Consider the following 23,466-nt stretch of genomic DNA (forward strand, 5'->3'; position numbering starts at 1 on the left):
TTGTGCTCAGGCAGCGGCGACTACACTCTGCGGCGCAGCGCATAACTCGCGGCACCAACAGCGAGTGCGCACCACACAACAAGCACAAGCACACTTCGGCTCGTTACGCTGAAGTGCTGCGAGTCAAGTGTCGCTCGCATCAGGTCAGCCATTGGCTCAATCGGCAACCACTCATGCACCGCTTGCAACCACTCCGGCATGCGTGAAGCGGGGTAGCTAATCGGCGAAAATAGCAGCACCACAAACACCAGAGTTTGTGAGATGAGCTGGGCAACCGTGGGTTTGGCAACCACGGCAAGGCCGTAGCCAATTGCGGCAGACGTGAGCGACACGAGCAACGCAGCAGGAATCACCCACGGAGTCACCGACAGCGTGATCCCGAACTGCCAAGCCCCGATCACAACACCAAGCACCATTCCGGGCAACGCAATGAGGGTCCACATTGAGAGATCAGCGACAAGAAACAGAATTCTAGGCACCGGCAGCGTGCGCATCCAGTCAAAGGTTCCCTCAATTTTTGACTGCGCGACCTGCTGCGGTGTCATCACGAGCCCCACCATAATCAAGGTGACAGTCGGGGCTCCCGTGGCGAGAAACCGCCCCATCTCGGTCGTCACGTCGCCGATCAGCATTTTGTAACCAAGCACCGTGGTCATGGCAAGCAGGGCCTGCACCAATACCAGCAGAACCATCGAGTCTGAGTTGCGACGCAGTTGCCACTGCAGCAGCAGAGAGGTCTGACGAACGGGGTTCATGCTGTTGCTCCTTCTGCCTCGGTGTTTTCCGCACCAACCAGGCCGATGTAGATGTCTTCCAACGAGACGGGAGCGATCCCGTACCGCATCGCTTCGCCCGATTTGACGGTGGCCTCGGCCCAGCGAATAAGTTCATCGGCGGTCGAAGACGGGGCCGTGCCGACCCACCGCATCGCGTGATGGCGATGCGGTGTCACGACCCCCGGCCAATCTGGCTGGCGATCGATCATGTCAATCTCAAGTGTGAGGTGCCCTTCGAGGTCCGCCATCACTTCGCTTCGGGATCCCTCACGAATCACCTGCCCAGAGTCAAGAATGGCGACTCGGTCAACAACGTGCTCGGCCTCGCGCACGTTGTGCGTGACCAGCAACACCGCGGCGCCCTGATCGGCAAGCGCACGAATCTGCGTCCACAGAAGCTGACGACGCACGGGGTCTACATCATTGGTTGGTTCGTCGAGCACCACAAGTTTGCTCGGGGCAACCGCGGCCATAGCGAAGGCCGTCAGCCGCGCGACACCACCCGAGATCTTCTGCGCGGGCACGTTTGCCCACGCACTCAAGTCGAGTGCGTCGATGAGTCGAGCGGTATTAGCCTCTGCTGCGGCTCGAGAAAGTCCGCGAATTCTGCCCACCTGAGAGATGGCACGCGCTGGTGTGAGTCCGGTGATCGGCACATTTGCCTGAGCCTGCACGCAGCTGAGCGCTCGGGCCTTGCTCGGGTTTGCAATGGCATCAACTCCCGAGAGGGTGATGCTGCCGGAATCGGGCTTCACAAGACCCACAATTTGATTCACGAGCGAGGTCTTGCCTGCGCCGTTGTGCCCAAGCAAACCAACGACCTCTCCCGCGGAGACCTCTAGGTTGACCCCTGCACTCGCAATCGCACCACGTTTGCCGGGGTATCGCTTACAAAGCTCGCGTATTGACAGTATCGGATCGTGCATATTGAACCCCTTAGCCAGATATTCCGATCGGAATATACCTAACGGTATCACATGCCAACAGGTACGGAACTCCGTGTGGCAGCGTAGAATGCTCGATATGAGCACCCCTGGAGACGCACACTCCGAGTCAATCACGGCGGCGGCGAAGGCACTCGCAAAGGCCACCTCTCGCCTCGCAAAGGCAATGGGCTCACAGGCTTCTGAGCTTGTACCCGACATTCAGTCCGGGGTTTCTGAAAGTCTTCGCCAAGCCTCAGAAACGCTCAACCGCGCGGCCGAGCGTGCCGCGACACCAAAACCCGCGCAGTCTAAAGCCGCGCGCACACGTGAGGAGCTTCTTCTCGCCGCGGCCCAGGTGTTCGCCGAACAGGGGATCGAAAAGGCCTCTATGGGTGACATCGCATCGAAGGCGGGCTACACAAAAGGGGCGCTCTACGCGAACTTCTCTTCAAAACAAGACCTCATTCGTCACGTGGCACGCTCGACCGACCGGGTGACAGCCGTGGAACCCGAAGATGCGCAAGAATTAGACTGCGCAACCGACCTCCCGGGGTCTCCGACGGCACCGTCGACGAATCTGCTCTCGCAGACTGGCTGCAAGAAGCACAGAAGGACACCCACCTACTGCTTGCGCTCGAGCTTATGGCGTACGGGATTCGCCACCCCGAACTACGACAGGAGTTTGCAGATACGCTACTCACAAGCCATCACGCGCTCGTCACCCAGGTTTTCCGATTCCGGCAGGCTCGTTCCAGTTCAACACACGATTCCACCGCAGAGTCAGACACTCCTGATGAGCGAGACGTAGATACCGCGACGGCTATCCTCTCGATTGCCAACCACACCGCGCTCCTCAACCGACTCTCGCAGAGCGAGCCCTCGTCACCCGCGGCCACGGCTCGGATCATCGCACGGATCCTTGCAAGCAACGACCGAACCTAGTTAGTGCTTCAGATCCCGATCCAACTCTGTTTGCCGCTGTGCTTTTGCCAGTGCGAGCCGTCGACGCCAAGCTCGCACCCTCATAAACACTCCCAGGGTGATCGCAAGAAGGATCGCGACGATCAGCACTATCTTGGCAACAAGCACGTCCCCCCACTGGGATTCGAACCCAGACTGGATCGATTTTAAGTCGACTGCCTCTGCCTGTTGGGCTATGGGGGCCCTATTGATTCTGTCAGATATTCGGACCCACTCGTAACCGATCCCGACAAAATAGTAGGTCCCGTCGTTGGGCAGAACGACGGGACCTACGGCTTGTGTGAGCGCCAGGCGCTCAGGTTGGCTTATTTACTCAGTCGCGCACGCAGTCCTGCAAGCTGCTCACCAAGCGCGGACGGAACACGATCACCGAACTGCGCGAAAAACTCTTCGGTAAGGTCGGCCTCTGCGAGCCAGGAGTCGGCGTGCACCGAGAACAGTTCCTCGAGGTCGGCCTCTGGTACCTCGATGCCATTGAGGTTCAGCTCTCCCGCGGCGGGAACGGTACCAATAGCAGTCTCGCGGCCGGTCACATCACCCTCGACACGGCGGATTACCCAGTCGATGACGCGCGAGTTGTCGCCGAAGCCAGGCCACAGGAAGCGACCATCGGCACCCTTGCGGAACCAGTTGACCTGGAAGATCTTGGGGCCTTGTCGCCAAGAGTCTCACCCATCTTGAGCCAGTGGCCCCAGTAGTCAGCCATGTTGTATCCACAGAACGGCAGCATCGCGAATGGATCACGGCGCAGCTCGCCAACGGTTCCCTCTGCCGCCGCGGTCTGCTCCGAAGAAACCGTGGCACCAACGAACACACCGTGCTCCCAGGAGAGCGACTGGGCCACAAGCGGCACGTTGGTGGCGCGACGTCCACCGAACAGGATCGCGTCAAGTGGCACACCATCCTGTTCGTACCAGTCCTGTGCGAGCGTCGGGGTCTGCTGAATCGGCACGGTGAAGCGCGAGTTCGGGTGAGCAGCAACACGGCCAGACTCGGGAGTCCAGTCATTGCCCTCCCAGTCAATCAGGTGCGAAGGAACCGCATCCGTCTTCCCCTCCCACCACACATCGCCGTCATCGGTCAGCGCAACGTTGGTGTAGATGGTGTTGCCCCACAGGGTCTCCATCGCGACCGGGTTGGTCGTCTCGCCGGTGCCGGGTGCTACGCCAAAGAAGCCTGCCTCGGGGTTGATCGCATAGAGGCGACCGTCTTTGCCGGGGCGCAACCAAGCGATGTCGTCACCGATAGTCTCGACCTTCCAACCAGGAATGGTCGGCTGCAGCATCGCGAGGTTTGTCTTGCCGCAGGCAGACGGGAACGCCGCGGAGAGGTGGTAGGACTTGCCCGACTCGGTGTTGGTGAGCTTCAGCAGCAGCATGTGCTCTGCGAGCCAACCCTCATTGTTGCCCATAACGCTGGCGATGCGCAGCGCAAAGCACTTCTTCGAGAGCAGCGCGTTGCCGCCGTAGCCCGAACCGTAGGACCAAACTTCAAGGGTCTCCGGGAAGTGTGTGATGTACTTCGTGTCGTTGCACGGCCACGCAACATCTTCCTGCCCGTACTCAAGCGGCATACCCACGGAGTGAACCGTGCGTACCCACTCACTGCCTGGAGTGATGCCGTCAAGCGCAGCCTGTCCCATGCGTGTCATGATCCGCATGTTGAGCACAGCGTAGGGAGAATCGGTGATCTCGATGCCGAGCTGCGTGATAGCACCACCGACGGGGCCCATCGAGAAAGGAACAATGTACATGGTGCGACCGCGCATCGCGCCATCGAAGTACGGGTTGAGCTCGGCCTTCATGGCCTCGGGTGCAACCCAGTTATTGGTCGGACCAGCATCGGCCTCGTTTTCTGAGCAGATGAAAGTGCGGTCTTCGACACGCGCCACGTCGGCCGGGTGCGAGCGAGCGAGGAAGCTGCCGGGACGCAGGTCCTTGTTGAGTGGGATGAGAGTACCCGCCTCAACCATCTCGGTGGTGATGCGGTTCCATTCATCTTGCGAACCATCGCACCACACGATTGCGTCGGGCTTCACGAGCTCAGCAACAGTGGTCACCCACTCCAGAATCTCCGGGTTGGTGGTGGTGGCTTCGGCGCGCACGAGATCTGCGATCTCGATGACCTGGTTGGTGCCCATTGACGTTCTCCTCGGGTATGAACCTTGAGTGGTAAGAATCGGTGTCATATCCATTCTCGGCACTCCCGAAGCTGCAAGTTTACCGATTCGGGTGTAAATATTTTAGCTTTTTGACATATAGTCAATTTATGGCACCTGAAGCAACCCCCTCCATTAGCGAGGCAGAAGTTGACCGTCTTTTGCTCGGAAAGCGGCTGCGACACTTCAGAACACGTTCGGGCTTAACTCTCGATCAACTCGGCGAAAAGGTCGGTGTTGTCGCGAGCCAGCTTTCCCTTATCGAAAACGGAAAGCGCGAGCCACGGCTGGGTCTTTTGCAGGGCCTCGCCCGCGAGTTTGGCATTGATCCCTCGGAACTACTGAAACACGAGGCTCCGGATCATCGCAGCGCTCTAGAGATCGAGCTCGAACGCGCGCAGTCAGCCCCGGGTTACGCCCGCTTAGGTCTACCCCACGTGCGTACGCCACGAACACTGAGTGACGACACCCTCGAGGCCATCGTTGGGCTGCATCGCGAATTGGCACGGCGCTCCCGAGCCGCCGCAACGACCTCAGAGGAGGCCCGGCGCGCAAACACCGCCATCCGCCTGCAAATGCAGGAGCGCGACAACCACATCCCCGAAATTGAGTTGCTCGCGTCTGACCTCATGCGGCGCATCGGTCACGGCACGGGAGCTGTCACTCACCGCCAGGTCGCGATGCTGGCGGAAATGCTCGGCTTCACACTCATCTTCGTCGATGACCTCCCGTCAAACACACGAAGTATTACAGATCTTGAGAACGGACGCATTTATTTGCCGCCCGCCTCGATCCCCGGGGCCACGGCCTACGCTCACTCGCGCTGCAGGCCATGGCGCACCGGGTGCTCGGCCATTCCGAACCGGCAAGTTATGCAGAATTTCTCGAACAACGACTCCAGATCAACTACTTTGCGGCGGCCTGTCTGCTGCCGGAGGCACGCGCGGTCGAGTTCTTGCAGCAGGCAAAGCGCAATCGAAATCTCGCGATTGAAGATCTTCGTGACGCTTTCGGGGTCACCCACGAGGCCGCGGCCCACCGCTTCACAAATCTCGCCACCAGGCACCTCGATCTGCGGGTGCACCACTACCGCGCCGATGGTGCTGGTTCGCTCGTCCGCGGCTACGCTAACGACGGGATGCCGTTTCCTGCTGATGATTCAGGCTCGATCGAGGGCGAAGTTCTCTGCCATAAGTGGGGTGGCCGATCCGCGTTCAATCGAACCAACCGCACGAGCGAGTTTTACCAGTACACCGACACCCCATCAGGCACCTTCTGGTCGAGTGTGCAGACGGGCGACGCAGAGCAGGGCCCGTTTGCGATTGCCTGTGGCGTCACGTTCGACGACACACGCTGGTTTCGTGGCCGCGACACTAGCGTGCGCGCGATGTCGACTTGCCCTGACGAGTCCTGCTGCCGCATGGCCCGCCCTGAGCTACTGACTCGCTGGTCCGGCAAGGCTTGGCCGAGCGCGCGCATGCACGCACACGTGCTCACGCCGCTGCCAACGGGCACCTTCCCCGGTGTCGACGACACAGACATGTACGAGTTCCTGTCGCGGCATGCACCCCAGGAGAATTAACCCGCTGTCTGGCCACTCTGTCGACGAAATCATGACTTCTCAGCGGGGTGGGCAGGGCGAGTGATGTGCCTAGAAACACGGAAACCCCCGCTGACCTAGAGGTCTGCGGGGTTCCGTCGTTCAGGATCGATTACGCCTTGGGTCGGCTCGCAAACTCCTCGAAGATGGCGCGGGGCTCTTGCACTGCCTCGATGTTCACGACATCGCGTGCGAGGAAGAAGTGCCCAACCCAGCCACCGAACACGCGCCACTTGCGCTCCCACGTGGGGATCGCGAGGCCGTGGTAGAAGCGGTGAGCGAGCCACGCGAAGTAACCACGCATCGCGAAGTTGCCCGACTGGAACACACCGGTGTTGAGGCCGAGACCGGCGACCGCACCCTGGTTCTTATGGTTGTACTCGCGTGCACCCTCGCCACGGAGGTCCGCAACGATGTTCTTGGCGAGCAGACGACCCTGGCGCACGGCGTGCTGCGCGTTGGGAACGCAGAATCCACCGGGGCCGGGGGTCGCAGAGATATCGGGTACCTGCGAGGTGTCACCCGCGGTCCAAGCACCAGCGAGCTCTTCGCCCTCTTCGGTGGTGATGCGCAGGTTCGGGCTCGCGACCACGTGGCCGCGCGGGCCGATCGGCAGGTCGGTGCCGCGCAGGAACGGACGGGGCATAACACCGGCCGTCCACACGATCAGGTCGGACTCGTAGTTCTCGCCGGTGGAGAGCTCGATCTTGCCGTCGACTGCCGAGGAGAGCTGCGTGTCGAGGTGAATGTTGACGCCGCGACGAGTCTGATCCTTGACGACCCAGTCAGCGGTCTTCTGCGCAACCTCGGGCATGATCCTCCCCATCGCCTCAACGAGGTGGAATACCGTCTCGTCGAAGGTGATTTCGGGGTAACGGCGCAGCAGCGAGGTCGCAAATGACCGCAGCTCAGAGATGGTCTCGATGCCGGCGAAGCCGCCACCGACCACCGTAACGGTGAGGAGACGGGCACGCTCGGCTGATCCAACGGGCAGCGAAGCAGCACGCTCGAAGTTGCCGACCATGCGGTCGCGCACTGCAACGGCCTCTTCGATGGTCTTCATGCCGATCGCGTTGTCGGCGATGCCGGCGATCGGGAAGGTGCGCGATACGGATCCGGTCGTCACGACGATCTGGTCGTACTCGAAGTCGAATGCCTCCCCAACATTGGGGGTGATGGTCGCCGTCTTGGTGGCGTGCGAGATGCCGGTCACCTTGCCAGCGATATTCGCGGTCTTCTTGAGGTGACGGCGGCGCGCTACAACAGCGTGACGCGGCTCGATCGAGCCAGCGGCAACCTCGGGAAGGAACGGCAGGTAGGCCATGTATGGCAACGGATCAACGATCGTCACCTCAGCTTCGCCTGCGCGAAGAAGCTTTTCGAGCTTCCAAGCAGTGTAGAAGCCAGCGTAGCCACCACCAACGATCAGAATCTTCTTCGCCACGAAGCGGTCTCCTTGATGCATATGAGCAGAATTGGTCCCGCGCCTGGAACGGGGACACAGCAATTGATGGACGCAGTTCGCCCAACCCGTTTATTCTAGACCGTTTTGGGGGCCGACCTTGCGCTTTCAGCGGTCCATACCGAAAAAACCGAAAGTTTCAACCAAGTTCCACACAAAAGCCGAGGTTTCTGCGCCCTACAGGCTCCAGCCACTTCGCTCCAGCGCAATATCTCCGATGGGATTCACGCCGGGCCCAGCGGCCAGGGCGTGCCCCATGAGTGCGTGCAGGCACTTGACACGGGTGGGCATTCCGCCAGCGCTCACGCCAGCGAGCTCTGGCACTTCACCCACGGTATCGCGGTCGGCGATGTACTGCTCGTGCGCGCGCTGATACTGCTCACGCATCTCTTCGTCTTCCGCGAGCATCTCGTTGAACTCCGTCATCATGCCCACGGCTTCGAGTCGTGACGCTGCGGCAACGGCCTCCGGGTGACACAGATAGTAAAACGTTGGGAACGGTGATCCGTCGGGAAGTCGAGACGCCGTTGCCACCACCGCGGGGTCACCGTTAGAGGTGCGCGCGGCGATCCCGACCACGCCTCGGGCCTCTCGACCAAGCTGTTCGCTAACGGCCGCGATATCGGCCGGGGTCGGGTCAGCATATGGTGGTCGGCTCATTGTTCGGGATCCTCGTTGGTGGTGTCGGTCGGGGTCTGTTCAGACGCGGGATCTTGCTCAGCGGTCTTGTCAGATTTCAGTTCTTCTGGCGTGGCCTTGGTGGTTGCGGCGGTCAAAAATGAACCGGCAAGACCGTGCGCCCAGTTGCTCTGCATGCGGGAGAGCTTGGCCTCTGTTGTTTCGGTGGATTCGACGGGCAGCACCGTGTCGTCAATGACGTTCAGCTGGGTCTCCCCCGGCAGCACGTAAAACAATCGATCGCGCGCTTGGGATCGCACGTAAACGGGATCTTTCCACTTCGCGCGTTCGGCATCGATGTCGTCAACGGCTTTCTGCCCCTGCTTCACGCTCTCGCGCAGATCAGAGAGTTCCCGCTGCTGCTGCACAAATGTTGACAGGCTCGGGCTCACAATCACCACACCCGCCACAAGCAGCAGCACGACGAGCACGGTGAAGCCGCTGAAGCGCAGACTCGAGAACCAGGTTCCGAAGTCTTCTCTCCAGCGTTTCACCGCGCCGTCGTTACTCATGCGTACTGCCTAGATGCCCTTGCTTACGCAGAGAATCGCGGGAAAGCACTGCGACCGGCGTACTTTGCGGCACCGCCAAGCTCTTCTTCGATGCGGAGCAGCTGGTTGTACTTTGCCACACGATCGGAGCGAGCGGGGGCACCGGTCTTAATCTGACCGCAGTCGGTGGCGACGGCCAGATCGGCAATCGTTACGTCTTCGGTTTCACCGGAGCGGTGCGACATGACCGCCGTGTAGCCTGAGCGCTGCGCGAGCTGCACAGCGTCGAAGGTCTCGGTGAGGGTACCGATCTGGTTCACCTTGACCAGGATGGAGTTCGCAACACCCTTTTCGATGCCGTCAGCGAGGCGGGTCGGGTTGGTTACGAAGAGGTCGTCACCAACGAGCTGAACCCGGCTGCCAAGACGATCGGTGAGGTGCTTCCAGCCATCCCAGTCGCTCTCGTCAAGGGGATCCTCGATCGAGACGAGTGGGTAGCGGTTCAGCAGGTCTTCGTAGTAGGCGGTCATCTCTTCGGCTGAGCGCTTCTGGCCTTCGAAGGTGTAAGCACCGTCTGCGTAGAACTCTGAAGAGGCGACGTCGAGCGCAACGGCCACGTCGCGGCCTGGCTCAAGACCGGCGCGCTTGATCGCCTCAACGATCAGATCCAGCGCCTCAGCGTTGGTTGGCAGATCGGGCGCGAAGCCTCCCTCGTCGCCGAGTCCGGTCGAGAGGCCCTTCTCGTTGAGCAGCGCCTTGAGTGCGTGGTACACCTCAACGCCCCAGCGCAGTCCCTCGGAGAAGGTCTCGGCACCCAGTGGCACCGCCATGAACTCCTGGATATCGACGCCGGTGTCAGCGTGTGCGCCACCGTTGATGATGTTCATGAGCGGCACGGGCAGCGTGCTCGCGTTGGGGCCGCCGAGGTAGCGGTAGAGCGGCAGTTCTGCCGAAGCGGCGGCTGCGTGCGCAACAGCAAGGCTGACTCCGAGGATCGAGTTCGCTCCAACGCGCTGCTTGTTATCGGTCCCGTCGACCTCCATGAGGATCTGATCGATGATGCGCTGATCATCGGCCGCGAAACCCTCTACGGCGGGTGCGAGCTCCTCGAATACCGCATCAACGGCCTTGGTAACACCCTTGCCGAGGTAGCGATCCTTGTCGCCGTCACGCAGCTCGTAAGCTTCGAAAGCGCCGGTGGAGGCACCGGACGGTACCGCCGCCCGCCCAACCGAGTCATCTGTCAGGCCAACCTCGACCTCAACGGTCGGGTTGCCTCGTGAATCAAGAATCTCGCGGGCGATCACTGCGTCGATAAATGCCAAGGTGCGCTCCTAGTAGTTAGTGCCTGTGTGTACTAAACCTGTTGGTCGGCACGACTACATCGCGCCGACCAACAGTTTAGCGGGCACCAAACACTCAGGGCAGTTGCGACTCCCAGACAGCCGGGCCCTGCTCGGATGCCACGGGATCCATGTACAAGAACTCGAGGATGTTGCCGTCGGGATCTTCCATTGTTCGTGAGTACATGAAGCCGTAGTCGGATGGTTCTCTCGGCTCGCTGCCTCCCGCGGCAATGCCAGCGGCCAGGATGCCGTCAACGTCTTCGCGAGACTCGCGAGACATTGCGAGGATCACCTGGGCCGAGGCACGTGGATCCACGAGCGTCTTGTCGGTGAATCCACCAAAGTGCTCGCGCGTGAGCACCATGAAGTAGATGTGCTCGTTCCACACGATGCAGGCCGCGTTCTCATCTGTGAACAGCGGATTGATCTCACACCCTAGGGCTGTGTAGAAGGCTTTGGAACGATCAAGGTCGGTCGTCGTAACATTGACAAAGATTTGTGTGTCCATGGTGGCATGGTGCCACCGCTCGAGGTCTACGTCAACGGGTCACGGTCACCTTCGCAGCTAATCGCTAAGTGGCCGGAACTCTAGCTCGCTAGTGCTCTTGGTCTCGGGGCGCACCGCGGCGAAGCTCGTAAAGCCCTCAGCCGCGACCCTGGCGAGCAGCGTCTTCATGTTCTTCTGTCGCTTTTCAAGTCGCACGCGATGCCCGCGAGCCACAAGCTCACGCTTAAGACTCACCAGGGTCACAAAATCAGCGTCCGGGTCGAACACCAGGGCGACCGCTTCCGGGCCCGTACCCTCGGGCAGGGTCAGCAGATCCACAACCCGCTCAAACCCGATCGAGAAGCCGACCGCGGGCACGTCTTGCCCCAGGAATCGACCCACCATGCCGTCGTAGCGGCCGCCCCCACCGACGGAGCTGCCCGATCCAGGGTGGGCGACCTCAAAGATGGTGCCGGTGTAGTAGCCCATGCCGCGCACGAGTGTTGGGTCAAAGCGAACCGAGACGCCCTCGGGAAGCGCACCTTCGAGAGCGGCTCCGAGCGCGGAGAGGTTTTCTACGCCCTCGTTCGCTGCGCCAGTCGGCAGCACAGCCTCGATCGCCTCGCCGGTGAGCGGGATCCCGCCTGTTCCCGACTCGGTGCCCTCGAGCGCGGGCTCGACGGCCTTGAGCACGGATCCAAGCTTTTCGGCAGCGGCAGCGTCGACTCCGCGCAGCTCTTCAACGACACCCTCGGCACCAATCTTGTCGAGCTTGTCGATGGTAATGAGCGCACCATCATGGGTCTCCGACGCGAAGCCGCAGTGAGCCAACAACCCAAACAAAATACGGCGATCGTTGACGCGTATCACGCAGCCGCTGAGTCCCAGCTCGGCAAGTGCCTGCGAGGTCGCGGTGACAAGCTCGATCTCGGCGAGCAGTCCCGCCTCGCCGATGATGTCGATGTCGGCCTGCACAAACTGACGGTAACGGCCCTTCTGCGGGCGCTCGGCACGCCAAACAGGCCCGATCTGGATCGAACGAAACACCGGTGGTAGCTCGGAGCGGTGGCTCGCGTAAAACCTGGTGAGCGGCACGGTCAGATCGAAGCGTAGACCGAGGTCGGCAAGCTGTTCTGGGTTACCCGATTCAACCGCAGCGGCGAGCGTCTCTGGCTTGATCCCGCGCTTGAGAATCGAGAACGACAGTTTTTCGTTGTCTCCCCCGAGCCCCGCGTGCAACCGCGAGTAGTCCTCTACCGTCGGGGTCTCAATCTCGTCGAAACCGTGTGCACGATACACACCCTTGATAATCCCGAGCGCGTGTTCACGGCGGGCCTTGTCAGCGGGCAGGAAATCGCGCATGCCGCGCGGCGGGTTTACGGGGTTTGCCATGCAGGCCATTCTTTCATGTGCGCGGGCGGGTTTCAGCTACGGACAATCTTGTATCACCACACTGACACAACTTGTGTTACCGTTTTGGTACAAGCATTTAATTGCCCCCGATCTCTCCGCACACGAAAGGTGCTCTGATGGACCTGCTTCACCAAGCGCTTTACATACTTCACCTCATGTTCACAATGTTTCCAATGGAAGTTGCGCTCACGCTCGGTGTCATCTTCTTCGTCATCTCGTGGGTCTACCCACGCAGCCTGGTGGCACTTCCCGGCGGTGAGCATGTCGACCGCAGGCGTCTAGGCACCCTCGTCTGGGCGGGGATCGCAGGACCGCTCTTTGTGGTTGCGGTAGCCACGGTGACAACGACGATTGCCTACAGCTACGGCTTTCCGGACCCAAGCGGTTTCGCCGGCTGGTGGCGCCGCCCAGCTCCGCTCCTTGCCGCCGCGCTTGTTGTGGCCGTTGCAGCCGTGGCGCTTCGCGGTGAAGTTCTCCCCACCCCAACAGAACGAGCGATCTCGCCACGTCGACGCTGGTGGAGTTTCACATCACCCCCGCTCTTGTGGGGCACGGCTTCAATCGCAGCGTTGCTCGCCCTCACGACCACTTGGCAAATCGCCATCGGACGCTCAGCTCCGCCCGGCGCAAACCAGTTTGGAATGGCGCCGGTAGAAAGCGATCTGCCCGTCTTCATGGCACTCTACGGTGATTATGGCTTCATTCCCGGAGCCGGTTGGCCGAACCACCTCCCCACCTTGATCGTGCTCCTACTCACCGCCGCCGTGTTCTCATTCACGCTTGGTGCCGATGCCAACCGAGCAATCTTTGCGCGCTCCACCGCAGTAGAAGTGAGACGCGAGCGTGAAGCTACCGCACGCCTGCTTACCCTCATCACACTCGGCGGCCTCGCCGCGACACTCGGCGCAGTGTGGTCCTTCACCGGCTTCATTGGGGAGATCATAATCATGATGGAGAGTCATGATGGCAGCAACAACTACCTGGGTGGCGACGTTGCACAGGCCGTTGTTGGCACAAGCTACCAGGGGATTGCTCCGTTCATGCACAAAGGCGGCTATCTTGTACAGGGCCTGGGCGTCGCCCTCTTGCTGAGAGTCACAGTGGATACCATGCGTTCGTGGGTCGGAATTCGATCGGATCAGCGACGGCGCGCAAGTGAAGCGCGCGAGGCTGCGGATTCGGGAGTGAACAGATGACTCCCGTCTCAGCAGCACCGCCCCACACAGCCGACAGCATCGCCGACCTGTTCCGTGGCGCAATCCGCTCAGGGCAACTTGGCGATGGCGAACGCCTCCCAACCGTGCGGCAGACAGCCCGCGACTTCGCGGTTGCACCGGGCACGGCTGCCAAGGCATACAAAACGCTTGAGCAGGAGGGCCTCCTCGTCACGCGCACTGCTGCAGGCACGCGGGTGGCTTCGGGAGCATCGCGGGCAGCGGGCCAGACGGTCGAGCGCGCGCGTGCGCTCGCGGAGTCAGCCCAACAAGACGGGGTGAGCATCGACGACGCTATCGCGGTGCTGCGCGCGGTGTGGTCGAACCCAGTTGACTGACTCCACTCAGCCCGCTCAACCCCGCCTACCAAGCAGCCTGCCAATAGCCTGCGCGGTCGCGCGGGTCTGCGCAATCAGCTGGTCAGTCACGTCGAGCGCACCCCGCCTCGAGACCGTGACGGAGCCGAGCGGGTCGTTGCTCAGCTGCACGGGCACCGCGAGCGCCGAGACCTGCTCATCGTACTCGCCCTGGGTGACGCAGTAGCCGTGTTCGCGGATCGCCGCGAACTCCACCTCCAGCGCCTCGGGGTTCATGCTGGTGAGGGAGGTGTACCGCGCGAGCGGTCGCTGGCTGGTGAAATGCTCTCGCATCGCTCTGGGCAGATAGGCGTAGTACGCCTTCGAGATAGCGCCGACATGCGCAGGGAAGAGCTCGCCCGCGATCGGATAGTCACGGTGCGGTCCCTCCGATCCGTCGACGGCGACCACAGCACGCATGTGCGCGTGGTCTGCAACTGCGAACGACGCGGTCAGCCCTGTTTCTTCTGCCAGTCGCTCGATTGCGGGCCGCGTGATGCTCGCGAGTGAGGCGGTGCTCTGCCAGGCACGAGCTAGGTGCAGGACCCCGATCCCGAGCCGGTAGACGGGCCGGTGCTCATCTCTGCGAAGAAACTGCAGTTTCGCGAGGGTGTGGATCGTGCGCTGGGCACTCGATGTCGAGCAGCCGAGCAGCTGCGCGAGTTCGGTCACACCGATCTCCCTGCGATCCGCCCCGAAAATCCGAAGGGCCTCGAGAGCTCGTTCGACGCTGTCGAGCGTTTCAGTCATGCCTCAATTATCCCGTATAGCGGGATAAGTATTGTGTGTGCCTCGGCCATGCCGAATTCTCGTAGGAACACGGCACCCCATCGGAGCCGGATCGAGAAAGTGACGGAATCCAATGACGGACTGGCAGACCCGGCAAACCGCGCACCGAGCGGGAACCGCACTCGGCGACGAGCACCTGTACTTCGACACCGCGGCCGCGGCTCCCCCGTCTGCTGCAGCGGTCGAGGCGGCAGTCGAGTATCTCGGGCAGACCTCCCGCACGGGTCCCTACCTACCAAGCCTCCGCAGCGCGGTCTACACCCGCGTGGAGAAGATCCGCGCCGAGGTCGCCGCCTTCGTGCAGGCCGCGCCAGAGGAGCTCGCCTTCACCCGCAACGGCACCGAGTCAATCTGCCTCGTGGCCAGGGGCCTCCGCTGGCGTGCGGGCGACGAGATCGTCGTGCCCGACACCGAGATGCTGAGCAACATCGCAATCTGGCGGCTGCTCGAACAGGAGGTCGGCGTGCGCGTGGTCACGGTCGAGGGCGGTCACACCGGCGTGCTCGATCCCGCGCGGGTGCGCGACGCCATCACGGATCGCACACGGCTCGTCACGTTCGCCGCACTGTCAAACGTCACCGGGGCCGTGCAGCCGGTGCGCGAGATCTGCGAGGTCGCCGCGCAACACGGGGTGCTGAGCCACGTGAACGCAGCGCAGGCCCTCGGCATGATGCCGGTCGGCTTCGAGGAGTGGCGCTGCGACTTCATCTCGGCCTGCTCGCGGAAGGGGCTGCGCGGGATCGAGGGGTCTGGCATCCTCGCCGTGCGCGAGCACCTGCTCGAGAGCCTCACCCCCACACTCGTCGGCTGGTGGAACGCCAGCGTCGACGAGAGCAGCGGTGAGATCCGTTTCCCGCACTCGGCTCGCCGCTTCGAGGCGGGATCGCCGAACGTTCCGGCGATCCTCGCACTCGGCGCAGCGGTCGAGACCGCGGCAGGGCTCGGCATCGAGGCAATCCACGATCGAGTGCGCGAGCTCACCCGCCACGCCGCGAATCGTCTGCGGAGTATCCCCGGCGCGCAACTCTACGGCCCGGACGATGACTCCAACCGCCTGGGGATCCTCCCTTCAACATCGACGGGATCGACCCGCGCGAACTCACCCTCGCGCTCGAGCGCCGCGGCATCGTCATCGAGGCCGGCCACTTCATGGCCGCGCCGATCCTCGCCGCCTACGGCATCGAGCGCATGGCCAGGGCCTCGCTGCACTATTTCAACACCACCGACGAGATCGACCGCCTGGTTCTGGCGATCGACGCAGAGAGAGGAACCCGCTAATGACCCACGCACTCCTAATGAGCAGCTCCAGGAAGGACGCCCTCGGCTATCTCGAGCACGCGTCCGACCAGCTGCGCACCGTGCTCGACGGCACCAGCCGCCGAGTGCTCTTCATCCCCTACGCGGCCGTCTCCTTCTCGTATGACGCGTATGAGACGCTCGCGGCACCGCCGTTCGAGGCGGTGGACGCCCAGCTAACGTCAATCCATCACCACAACGATCCCGTCGCCGCGGTCCGAGAGGCCGACGTGATCGCGGTCGGCGGCGGCAACAGCTTCGCGCTGCTCTCCCGGCTCTACGGCGCCGGGCTCGTGGACGAGATCCGGCGGCGGATGACCGAGGCCGGCACGCGCTACATCGGCTGGAGCGCCGGCACGAACGTGGCCACGCCCACGATCCGCACGACGAACGACATGCCGATCGTCGAGCCGCCGTCATTCTCTGCCCTCGGGCTCGTGCCATTCCAGATCAACCCCCACTTCATCCCGGGGAAGCCGCAGGGGCACAACGGCGAGAGCCGCGAGGAGCGCCTGGCTGAGTTCACCGTGATCAACCCTGGCGAGGAGGTGCTCGCACTCGTCGAAGGCAGCGCGCTCCACGTCACAGACGGACACGGTGAAATTCTCGGCGAGCGCAAGGCGCTCGTGTTCACGGGTGGTGCCCCCGTGCGCGACATCCGCCCCGGGCAGCGGTTTGAGCTCGGCGAGCTCTCGGGACCGGTCGGCTGATGGCGCTCCGGGAGATTCTCGAGGTCACCGACCTCATGGACGATCCGAGACTCGACGGCGAGCGCATCGCCGCCCTGCTGCGCGGCGCGAACGCACAGGACTGCGAGATCACAATCGAGAGCACGCCCTACGAGTCACCGGAGGACACGAGCCGGGTCTGCGATTTCCTGAAGGTCGTGATTCCGGGCGAGCACGGAGCAGCCTCCGGAGGCGACGCGCCCACCCTCGGCATCATCGGCAGGCTCGGGGCCCAGCAAGCCCAGCCCGGCCGCATCGGCTTTGTCTCCGACGCCGACGGCTCGATCGTCGCCGTCGCGGCTGCTCTCAAGCTCCTCCGACTCGCTGGAGCGGGCGCGAGGCTTGCGGGAGACGTCATTGTCACCACTCACATCGCAACGCACGTGAGCATCATCCCTCGCGAACCCGTCGATTTCATGGGCGCGCCCATCTCTTCGGGCGGATGAACGATTTCGAGGTGGACCCCCGGATGGACGCGATTCTTTCCGTCGACACTTCGAAGGGAAACCGCCTCATCAATCACCGGGGCGTCGCCCTCTCTCCGACGGCGAAGGCCGGCTACCTGCTTCCCGTGGCGCCCGACCTCGTCACGCTCCTCGAGTACGCAACGGGCGAACCGGCCCGCACCTTCCCGCTGGCGCAGCAAGACATCACGCCCTACGAGAACGGGCTGCGGCATTTCAACTCGATCATGCAGCCCACCGTGGCCACCGCGGCGCCCGTCGTCGGCGTCGCGCTCACGGCGAGGGCGACCGTGCCCGGCTCTTCCACGGGCGCGAGCTACGAGACCCCACTGCTCGATGCCACGCGGTTCGCCGTCGAGGTCGCGAAGCAGTTCACCGCTGAGCAGATGTCCTTCTTCGACGAAGAGGAGCACGCGACCCTACTCGCCCGCTATGGCGAAATGACCCCCTTCCAGAGATAACCCGACTCTCCCACCGCGCTCCACCGATTCCCCTTTTCCTAGGGGCGCGGTGAGAGAATCCCCTCAAGAGAGAAGAAAAACATGACCGCACCCACCGATGCGAAAGTTGGCAGTGTCGCCGCAGCGCATCCCCGAGCCTTCGAGCTCGGCACCCTGATCGTCTCCGCCGGGCTCAGTCTGCTTGGCGCCGTGATCGGCGTTCACCTCATCACCACCCTTGGAATTTCCGCGAACACCAGCGTGATTGGCGCGGTGATCGCGATGCTCATCGGCCGCATCTCATTCCTCGGCCTGAGCAAGTTCCGCAGCCCTCAACGGCAGAACATCGTGCAGTCGGCGATCTCCAGCGCGACCTTCGCCGCCGCCAACGGCCTGCTCGCTCCGATCGCAATTCCCTACGCGCTCGGCAAGCCAGAACTCGTCTGGCCGATGCTGATCGGCTGCTCAATCGGCATCCTCATTGACGTCTTCATCCTGTACCGCGCGTTCGGTTCCCGCTTCATGCCCGCGTCCGCCCCCTGGCCTCCCGGCATCGCCGCCGCGGAGACCATCCGCGCGGGCGCACAGGGCGGAAGACGCGCGCTGATCTTGGTCGGCGGTGCCGCCGTCGGCGTTATCGGATCCTTACTCTCCCTACCGATGTCAGCTGCGGGCGTCGCGCTCATCGGCAATATCTGGGCGTTGCTCATGTTCGGGATCGGCCTGCTTCTATCGCAGTACGCGCCCGCACTCTGGAATGTAAACCTCGGCGAAATGTATGTCGCCCACGGCGTCATGATCGGTGCCGGCGTTGTGGCGCTACTCCAGGTGATCTGGATCATCGCGGGGACGCGCACCAAGCGCGTCAAACTCGCTGAGACAGGAAGGATCGAGGCTGTCGCCCACGACGAGTCGCTGCAGTACACAATCAACGGACCCAAGCTCGGGCGGGCGCTGGGGCTCGGCTACGTGCTGTTTGTGCTGGGGGCGCTCCTCATCGCACTCATCGGCGGCGCAATGTCCGAGCTCACGGTATGGGGTCTCATCGGGTTCGTGCTGTTCGCCGGAGTCGCGGCGATCGTGCATGAGCTCATCGTAGGGCTGGCGGCTATGCACGCTGGTTGGTTCCCAGCTTTTGCCGTCACGCTCATTTTCCTCATCTTCGGTCTGATGCTGAACACTCCGATCGTGCCGCTCGTGATGCTCGTCGCATACTGCTCCGCGACGGGGCCCGCCTTCGCCGACATGGGCTACGACTACAAGACCGGCTGGATCCTTCGCCGAGAACAGCGCCCGTGGAAAGCATACGAGCTCGCAGGCCGACGAGAGCAGCTGAAAGCCTCGATCGTCGCGATCGCGATCGCGATCGGCGTCGTGGCCGTCTCCTGGCAGGGCTTATTCGCCGAGGGTAAGCTTCCACCGTCGTCGCAGGTGTTCGCCGACACAATCATGGCCGGTGTCTCCGACCCGCGGATCGCGCTTACAATGGCGCTGTGGGCGATCCCGGGAGCGCTCATCCAATTGCTCGGCGGATCGAAGCGGCAGATGGGCGTGCTGTTCGCCACCGGTCTGCTCGTAGCCACGCCGAACGCTGGCTGGCTGGTGCTAGCGGCGCTTGCCGCCCGGCTGGCGTGGATGAAGTACCGCGGCGAACGCGGCGAGCAGGAACTCGCGCTCGTGGGAGCGGGCATCATCGCAGCCGACTCGATCATGAGCGTCGGCAAGGTGGTGGAGTTCTGATGCCCGCGCCCCGCTAGTGCGCCACCGGCGGCTCCGCACCGAAGCCCGTGAGTTCTCGCACCTCCATCTCGGCCGCGAGCTTCTTCGACTCGATTACGGGATCAGTAACCGACCCCAACCACCCGAGGAAGAATCCGAGCGGGATCGAGACAATGCCGGGGTTCTTCAGTGGGAAGATCGCGAAATCGACGCCGTCGCCAAGCATCGCTGTCTCGTTGCCTGATACGACCGGCGAGAGGGCGATCAGAATGATCGCCGATCCGAGGCCACCAATCATGCTCCACACCGCACCGCGGGTGGTGAACTTGCTCCAGAAGAGCGAGTACAGGATCGTCGGCAAGTTTGCCGAGGCGGCTACCGCAAACGCGAGTGCGACCAGAAAGGCGATGTTCTGCCCCTGTACGCCGATACCGCCGAGGATCGCAACGGCGCCAATCACGAGGGTCGTGATCTTCGCAACCCTTACCTCCTGCTTCGGGGTCGCCTTACCCTTCTTGATCACACTGTTGTAGATGTCGTGGGCGTACGAGGCCGACGCCGTGATGGTGAGTCCCGCCACCACTGCGAGGATCGTGGCGAACGCTACCGCCGAGATGAACCCGAGGAGCAAGGGCCCTCCGAGCACGAGTGCGACAAGGGGCGCCGCTGAGTTCTGTCCGCCAGGGGCAGCGGCGATTGTTTCCGGCCCCACCAGTGCGGCCGCACCAAACCCGAGCACGAGCGTGAACAGGTAAAATATACCGATCAGCCAGATCGCCCACACAACCGATTTGCGGGCTTCCTTTGCCGTCGGCACGGTGTAGAACCGCATCAGCACATGAGGCAGACCCGCCGTGCCGAGCACCAGAGCAAGTGCGAGCGACACGAAGTCGAGGGGGTTCGAGCCGTACTGCAGCCCCGGCGCCAGAATTGCGTCCCCGTTGGCATTCTCGGGGTTTGCAATTGCTGCCTCAAGCAGCGCGTTGAAGCTGAAGCCGTTGAGCGCCAAGACCCAGAAGGTCATCAACCCGGCACCCGCGATCAGCAGCACTGCCTTGATGATCTGCACCCAGGTGGTGCCCTTCATGCCGCCGATCAGCACGTACATGATCATGACCACACCGACCACCGCGATCACAAGCGACTGCGCAGTCTGGTCTTCCAACCCGAGCAGCAACGACACGAGACCGCCTGCACCGGCCATCTGCGCGAGCAGGTAGAAGAACGACACCACGAGCGTTGTCGCGGCGGCGGCCATACGCACAGGACGCTGCTTCAGACGGAACGACAGCACGTCAGCCATCGTGAACTTCGCGGTGTTTCGCATCAGTTCAGCGACGAGCAACAGGGCGACCAGCCACGCTACAAGGAAGCCGATCGAGTAGAGAAAACCGTCGTAGCCATTGATCGCGATCGCACCGCAGATACCGAGGAAGGAGGCCGCCGAGAGGTAATCCCCCGCAATCGCAATGCCGTTTTGAGTGCCGGAGAACGACCGCCCGCCCGCGTAGTAATCGGCCGCGGTGCGATTGTTGCGGCTCGCACGCACCACGATCACCATCGTTACAGCAACGAACGCCAGAAAGATGGAGATGTTGAGCACGGGGTTTTGCTCCGCCGCTTTCGGGGCAAGATGCAGGATCGTTGCGGTGTTCATCGTGCGCCTCCGTCTGTTGCGGGCTCGGGCGCGCCGTCGCGCTCCAGCAGTTCAAGTTTTGCCCGCAGCTCGGTTGAGGCGGGATCCAGGTGCCGGTTCGCAAACCAGACGTACCACATGGTGATTCCGAACGTCGTCACGAACTGTGCCAGGCCGAGCACGAGGCCCACGTTCATGCCAAAAAGCGGCTGCGCCATAAAGTCGTGCGCGTACGCGGCGAGCACCACGTAGCCGAGAAACCACACCATGAACGCTGCGGCGACGGGGAACACAAAACGGCGGAACCGCCGCTTGTACGCCTGAAACTCTGGCCTCGCTTGAAAGGCTTCGTAGTCGATCGGGTGTGTTGGTTCACCCTCTGTGTTGTGTGTCATGTGGCCTCCTTGCCGCACGGGTGGATAGTAAATACTCGTTCGGGGCTAGCCCGAGGTGATGCTGATTTGTGTCGTTGCTGGCGCGCGAACCGTGCGCCCGAGCGCCTCGATCAGCGCATCAATCACACTCGGATCCTCGATGGTTGCCGGAATCTTGTATGGCTCGCCATCGACAATTTGCCGGATAGTTTTGCGCAGGATCTTGCCCGAGCGTGTCTTGGGCAGTCGCTCCACGATCGTGACGTCGCGAAACGCAGCCACGGGCCCAACATGCTCGCGCACCATACTCACGAGTTCGGCGGCGAGCTCTTCACGTTGCACCTGCTCTCCGTGCTTCAACGCAACAAACCCAGCAGCGTGCTGCCCCTTGAGCTCGTCGTGCACCCCGATCACGGCGCACTCGGCGACCGCGGGGTGCCGTGTGAGCACCTCTTCCAACGATCCCGTGGAGAGCCTGTGCCCGGCAACATTGATCACGTCGTCGGTGCGGCCCATGACAAACAGGTAACCGTCCTCGTCGAAGTACCCCGCGTCGCCCGAGGCGTAGTATCCCGGGAACGCGGCGAGATACGAACTGATGAATCGCTCGTGGCCACCCCATACATCAAGCATGGCTCCTGGTGCGAGCGGAAGCCTGATGGCAATGTTCCCCTCGACACCCGGCGCGGTAATGTCGTTGCCCTCCGCGTCGACGATGCTCACGTCAAACCCCGGCATGGGCACGGTCGTGGATCCGGCCTTTGAGGGCAACTGCTCGATGCCGAGCGGGTTCGCGCAGATCGGCCAACCGGTTTCGGTCTGCCACCAATGGTCAACGACCGGCACGCCCAGGCCGTCGTTGATCCAGTGCCAGGTTTCGGGATCCATTCGCTCGCCAGCCAGGTACACCGCTCTGAGCGAAGACACGTCGTGCTGTGCGAGTTCGCGCAGCTCGGGATCCTCACGCTTGATCGCCCGCAGCGCTGTTGGCGCAGTGGAGAGGATCTTTGCGCCATACGACGAAACGATTCGCCAAAACGCGCCGGCATCAGGTGTGCCGACGGGTTTGCCCTCGTAAAGCACGGTGGTGCCGCCCGCGAGCAGCGGCCCGTACACGATGAAGGAGTGGCCAACGACCCAACCCACGTCGGAGGCGGTAAAGATGGTGTCTCCTGGCCCAAAGTCGTAGATGCCGCGCATGGCCCACGACAGCCCCACTGCGTATCCGCCGCTGTCTCGCACAACACCCTTCGGGTTTCCGGTGGTGCCAGAGGTGTAGAGAATGTAGAGCGGGTGATCTGCAGGCAGCGCCACAGGATCAGCCGGGGCCACACCGCGTTCCGCGTCATCCCAGTCGATCCAGCGCGCGGTCGAGTCCCCCACGTAATCGGCCGCCGACCCCGGAACGGCATCGCGATCCCGAACGATCACCGTCTGCACGCCAGACGCCGCGCCTCCGCAGATTTCAAGCGCCCGCCGCACGAGCGGCAGATACTCCACCGCACGATTCGGTTCAAGACCGCCCGACGCCGTCACTATGACCTTGGGCCTCGCGTCCTGGATTCTGATAGCAAGCTCGTTCGCCGCGAATCCCCAAACACAACCGAGTGGATCGCGCCTATGCGCGCACAAGCGAGCATGGCGGTAACCGCCTCGGGTGTCATCGGCAGGTAGATGAGCACACGATCACCAGCTTCGACCCCCTGAGCCAGGAGAGCCCCGGCGAAGCGCGCAACACGCTCGCGAAGCTCGGAGTAGCTGATGCTGGCACGGGTGCCGGTCATCGCGGAGTCGTAGATGAGCGCCGTGTTGTCACCGCGTCCCGCGTCAATGTGTCGGTCAAGCGCGTTTGCCGAGACGTTCAGTTCGCCACCCGGAAACCAGCGCCACTCCGTCAGGCTGCGCTCCTCGAGAGCAACCTGTGGCGGCACGACCCACTCGACGGCCTCTGCAGCCTCGAGCCAGAAGCCCGCGCGATCGTCTTGACTTCGATCCCAAACCTCGCGGTATCTCCCCGCAGCAGAGGGGCGTGCGTGATCCAACATGCATTTCTCCTTTGAAATACCGATCGACATCAGTGTCAATGACTTGCGTTTCAAAGTTAGAGATTTCGGCTACCATCGTGATACCCC

General features: G+C 62.5%; 19 protein-coding genes, 1 tRNA gene and 4 pseudogenes. 9 read left to right on the forward strand and 15 right to left on the reverse strand.

Features of this window, described 5'->3' with window-relative positions; genetic code table 11:
* Window positions 1-20 precede the first annotated feature (20 nt).
* Window positions 21-755 (reverse strand): ABC transporter permease, encoded by a 735-nt coding sequence (locus G7066_RS10305; protein WP_166330908.1) that lies wholly within the window; start codon window positions 753-755, stop codon window positions 21-23.
* Complete coding sequence (locus tag G7066_RS10310; RefSeq protein WP_166330910.1) at window positions 752-1,702, reverse strand: ABC transporter ATP-binding protein; 951 nt, start codon at window positions 1,700-1,702, stop codon at window positions 752-754. Before G7066_RS10310 ends, G7066_RS10305 begins: the two co-directional genes overlap by 4 nt.
* A gap of 97 nt (window positions 1,703-1,799) precedes the next feature.
* Here G7066_RS10310 and G7066_RS10315 point away from each other — a divergent pair, with 97 nt between their 5' ends.
* Window positions 1,800-2,510 (forward strand): TetR/AcrR family transcriptional regulator, encoded by a 711-nt coding sequence (locus G7066_RS10315; RefSeq protein WP_205881424.1) that lies wholly within the window; start codon window positions 1,800-1,802, stop codon window positions 2,508-2,510.
* 134 nt (window positions 2,511-2,644) lie between these two features.
* On the opposite strand, the gene G7066_RS10320 is transcribed toward G7066_RS10315, so the two are convergent.
* From G7066_RS10320 to G7066_RS10330, 3 genes and pseudogenes are all read right to left on the reverse strand, one after another.
* Window positions 2,645-2,791: a hypothetical protein gene (locus G7066_RS10320; RefSeq protein ID WP_166330913.1), complete on the reverse strand. Its 147-nt coding sequence runs from the start codon at window positions 2,789-2,791 to the stop codon at window positions 2,645-2,647.
* 1 nt (window position 2,792) lies between these two features.
* Window positions 2,793-2,866 (reverse strand) — tRNA-Leu (locus G7066_RS10325).
* 122 nt (window positions 2,867-2,988) lie between these two features.
* Window positions 2,989-4,823: pseudogene (locus tag G7066_RS10330) on the reverse strand (phosphoenolpyruvate carboxykinase (GTP)).
* A 128-nt stretch (window positions 4,824-4,951) separates the two neighbouring features.
* Here G7066_RS10330 and G7066_RS10335 point away from each other — a divergent pair.
* Window positions 4,952-6,423 (forward strand): annotated as a pseudogene (locus G7066_RS10335) (helix-turn-helix domain-containing protein).
* A 130-nt stretch (window positions 6,424-6,553) separates the two neighbouring features.
* On the opposite strand, the gene G7066_RS10340 reads toward G7066_RS10335, so the two are convergent.
* The 6 genes from G7066_RS10340 to hisS all read right to left on the reverse strand — a co-directional run bounded on the left by G7066_RS10340 (window position 6,554) and on the right by hisS (window position 12,297).
* Entirely contained in the window at window positions 6,554-7,885 is a 1,332-nt protein-coding gene (locus tag G7066_RS10340) for an NAD(P)/FAD-dependent oxidoreductase (RefSeq protein WP_166330915.1), read from the reverse strand.
* Between the two features lie 195 nt (window positions 7,886-8,080).
* Entirely contained in the window at window positions 8,081-8,563 is a 483-nt protein-coding gene (locus G7066_RS10345) for a DUF501 domain-containing protein (RefSeq protein ID WP_166330917.1), read from the reverse strand.
* Window positions 8,560-9,093: an FtsB family cell division protein gene (locus G7066_RS10350; protein WP_244302912.1), complete on the reverse strand. Its 534-nt coding sequence runs from the start codon at window positions 9,091-9,093 to the stop codon at window positions 8,560-8,562. The genes G7066_RS10345 and G7066_RS10350 overlap by 4 nt, the downstream gene beginning before the upstream one ends.
* Window positions 9,094-9,116: 23 nt before the next feature.
* A complete protein-coding gene (gene eno, locus G7066_RS10355) occupies window positions 9,117-10,397 on the reverse strand; it encodes a phosphopyruvate hydratase (RefSeq protein WP_166330919.1) in 1,281 nt (426 codons plus the stop codon).
* 94 nt (window positions 10,398-10,491) lie between these two features.
* Window positions 10,492-10,926, reverse strand: coding sequence for a VOC family protein (locus G7066_RS10360; protein WP_166330921.1), 435 nt, complete (start codon window positions 10,924-10,926; stop codon window positions 10,492-10,494).
* A gap of 57 nt (window positions 10,927-10,983) precedes the next feature.
* On the reverse strand, window positions 10,984-12,297 hold the full coding sequence (gene hisS, locus G7066_RS10365) for a histidine--tRNA ligase (RefSeq protein ID WP_166330923.1): 1,314 nt from the start codon (window positions 12,295-12,297) through the stop codon (window positions 10,984-10,986).
* Between the two features lie 176 nt (window positions 12,298-12,473).
* Between hisS and G7066_RS10370 the strand changes: the two genes are divergently transcribed.
* Together G7066_RS10370 and G7066_RS10375 are read left to right on the forward strand one after the other, a co-directional pair.
* The gene (locus G7066_RS10370) at window positions 12,474-13,514 is read left to right on the forward strand and encodes a hypothetical protein (RefSeq protein ID WP_166330925.1); all 1,041 of its coding nucleotides are present in this window, start codon (window positions 12,474-12,476) and stop codon (window positions 13,512-13,514) included.
* Window positions 13,511-13,870, forward strand: a complete 360-nt coding sequence (locus G7066_RS10375) for a GntR family transcriptional regulator (RefSeq protein ID WP_166330927.1) — start codon at window positions 13,511-13,513, stop codon at window positions 13,868-13,870. Before G7066_RS10370 ends, G7066_RS10375 begins: the two co-directional genes overlap by 4 nt.
* Window positions 13,871-13,885: 15 nt before the next feature.
* Here the strand turns inward: G7066_RS10375 and G7066_RS10380 are convergent, their stop codons facing one another.
* Window positions 13,886-14,638 (reverse strand): IclR family transcriptional regulator, encoded by a 753-nt coding sequence (locus G7066_RS10380; protein WP_166330929.1) that lies wholly within the window; start codon window positions 14,636-14,638, stop codon window positions 13,886-13,888.
* Window positions 14,639-14,750: 112 nt separating this feature from the next.
* Between G7066_RS10380 and G7066_RS17035 the strand changes: the two are divergent.
* The 5 genes and pseudogenes from G7066_RS17035 to G7066_RS10400 form a co-directional block, all read left to right on the forward strand.
* Window positions 14,751-15,731: pseudogene (locus G7066_RS17035) on the forward strand (aminotransferase class V-fold PLP-dependent enzyme); the annotation flags it as partial.
* Window positions 15,732-15,972: 241 nt separating this feature from the next.
* Complete coding sequence (gene pepE, locus G7066_RS10390) at window positions 15,973-16,683, forward strand: dipeptidase PepE (RefSeq protein WP_205881426.1); 711 nt, start codon at window positions 15,973-15,975, stop codon at window positions 16,681-16,683.
* A gap of 35 nt (window positions 16,684-16,718) precedes the next feature.
* Window positions 16,719-17,147, forward strand: a complete 429-nt coding sequence (locus tag G7066_RS17040; protein ID WP_205881427.1) for a DUF1177 family protein — start codon at window positions 16,719-16,721, stop codon at window positions 17,145-17,147.
* Window positions 17,148-17,158: 11 nt separating this feature from the next.
* Window positions 17,159-17,626, forward strand: a complete 468-nt coding sequence (locus G7066_RS17045) for a DUF1177 family protein (RefSeq protein WP_205881429.1) — start codon at window positions 17,159-17,161, stop codon at window positions 17,624-17,626.
* An 81-nt stretch (window positions 17,627-17,707) separates the two neighbouring features.
* On the forward strand, window positions 17,708-19,345 hold the full coding sequence (locus G7066_RS10400) for an OPT/YSL family transporter (protein WP_166330933.1): 1,638 nt from the start codon (window positions 17,708-17,710) through the stop codon (window positions 19,343-19,345).
* A gap of 13 nt (window positions 19,346-19,358) precedes the next feature.
* On the opposite strand, the gene G7066_RS10405 is transcribed toward G7066_RS10400, so the two are convergent.
* From G7066_RS10405 to G7066_RS10415, 3 genes and pseudogenes are all read right to left on the reverse strand, one after another.
* Window positions 19,359-20,981: a solute symporter family protein gene (locus tag G7066_RS10405; protein ID WP_166330935.1), complete on the reverse strand. Its 1,623-nt coding sequence runs from the start codon at window positions 20,979-20,981 to the stop codon at window positions 19,359-19,361.
* Entirely contained in the window at window positions 20,978-21,355 is a 378-nt protein-coding gene (locus tag G7066_RS10410) for a DUF485 domain-containing protein (RefSeq protein ID WP_166330937.1), read from the reverse strand. The genes G7066_RS10405 and G7066_RS10410 overlap by 4 nt, the downstream gene beginning before the upstream one ends.
* Before the next feature lie 45 nt (window positions 21,356-21,400).
* Window positions 21,401-23,379: pseudogene (locus G7066_RS10415) on the reverse strand (AMP-binding protein).
* Window positions 23,380-23,466: the final 87 nt, after the last annotated feature.

The sequence above is a fragment of the Leucobacter coleopterorum genome (assembly GCF_011382985.1).
Taxonomy (GTDB): Bacteria; Actinomycetota; Actinomycetes; order Actinomycetales; family Microbacteriaceae; genus Leucobacter; species Leucobacter coleopterorum.

Bases quoted from the DNA above. Each gene is read 5' to 3' on its own strand.
- G7066_RS10305 (WP_166330908.1), bottom strand. From the start codon at position 755: ATGAACCCCGTTCGTCAGACCTCTCTGCTGCTGCAGTGGCAACTGCGT.
- G7066_RS10310 (WP_166330910.1), bottom strand. From the start codon at position 1,702: ATGCACGATCCGATACTGTCAATACGCGAGCTTTGTAAGCGATACCCC.
- G7066_RS10315 (WP_205881424.1), top strand. From the start codon at position 1,800: ATGAGCACCCCTGGAGACGCACACTCCGAGTCAATCACGGCGGCGGCG.
- G7066_RS10345 (WP_166330917.1), bottom strand. From the start codon at position 8,563: ATGAGCCGACCACCATATGCTGACCCGACCCCGGCCGATATCGCGGCC.
- G7066_RS10350 (WP_244302912.1), bottom strand. From the start codon at position 9,093: ATGAGTAACGACGGCGCGGTGAAACGCTGGAGAGAAGACTTCGGAACC.
- G7066_RS10360 (WP_166330921.1), bottom strand. From the start codon at position 10,926: ATGGACACACAAATCTTTGTCAATGTTACGACGACCGACCTTGATCGT.
- hisS (WP_166330923.1), bottom strand. From the start codon at position 12,297: ATGGCAAACCCCGTAAACCCGCCGCGCGGCATGCGCGATTTCCTGCCC.
- G7066_RS10370 (WP_166330925.1), top strand. From the start codon at position 12,474: ATGTTCACAATGTTTCCAATGGAAGTTGCGCTCACGCTCGGTGTCATC.
- G7066_RS10375 (WP_166330927.1), top strand. From the start codon at position 13,511: ATGACTCCCGTCTCAGCAGCACCGCCCCACACAGCCGACAGCATCGCC.
- G7066_RS10380 (WP_166330929.1), bottom strand. From the start codon at position 14,638: ATGACTGAAACGCTCGACAGCGTCGAACGAGCTCTCGAGGCCCTTCGG.
- pepE (WP_205881426.1), top strand. From the start codon at position 15,973: ATGAGCAGCTCCAGGAAGGACGCCCTCGGCTATCTCGAGCACGCGTCC.
- G7066_RS17040 (WP_205881427.1), top strand. From the start codon at position 16,719: ATGGACGATCCGAGACTCGACGGCGAGCGCATCGCCGCCCTGCTGCGC.
- G7066_RS10400 (WP_166330933.1), top strand. From the start codon at position 17,708: ATGACCGCACCCACCGATGCGAAAGTTGGCAGTGTCGCCGCAGCGCAT.
- G7066_RS10405 (WP_166330935.1), bottom strand. From the start codon at position 20,981: ATGAACACCGCAACGATCCTGCATCTTGCCCCGAAAGCGGCGGAGCAA.
- G7066_RS10410 (WP_166330937.1), bottom strand. From the start codon at position 21,355: ATGACACACAACACAGAGGGTGAACCAACACACCCGATCGACTACGAA.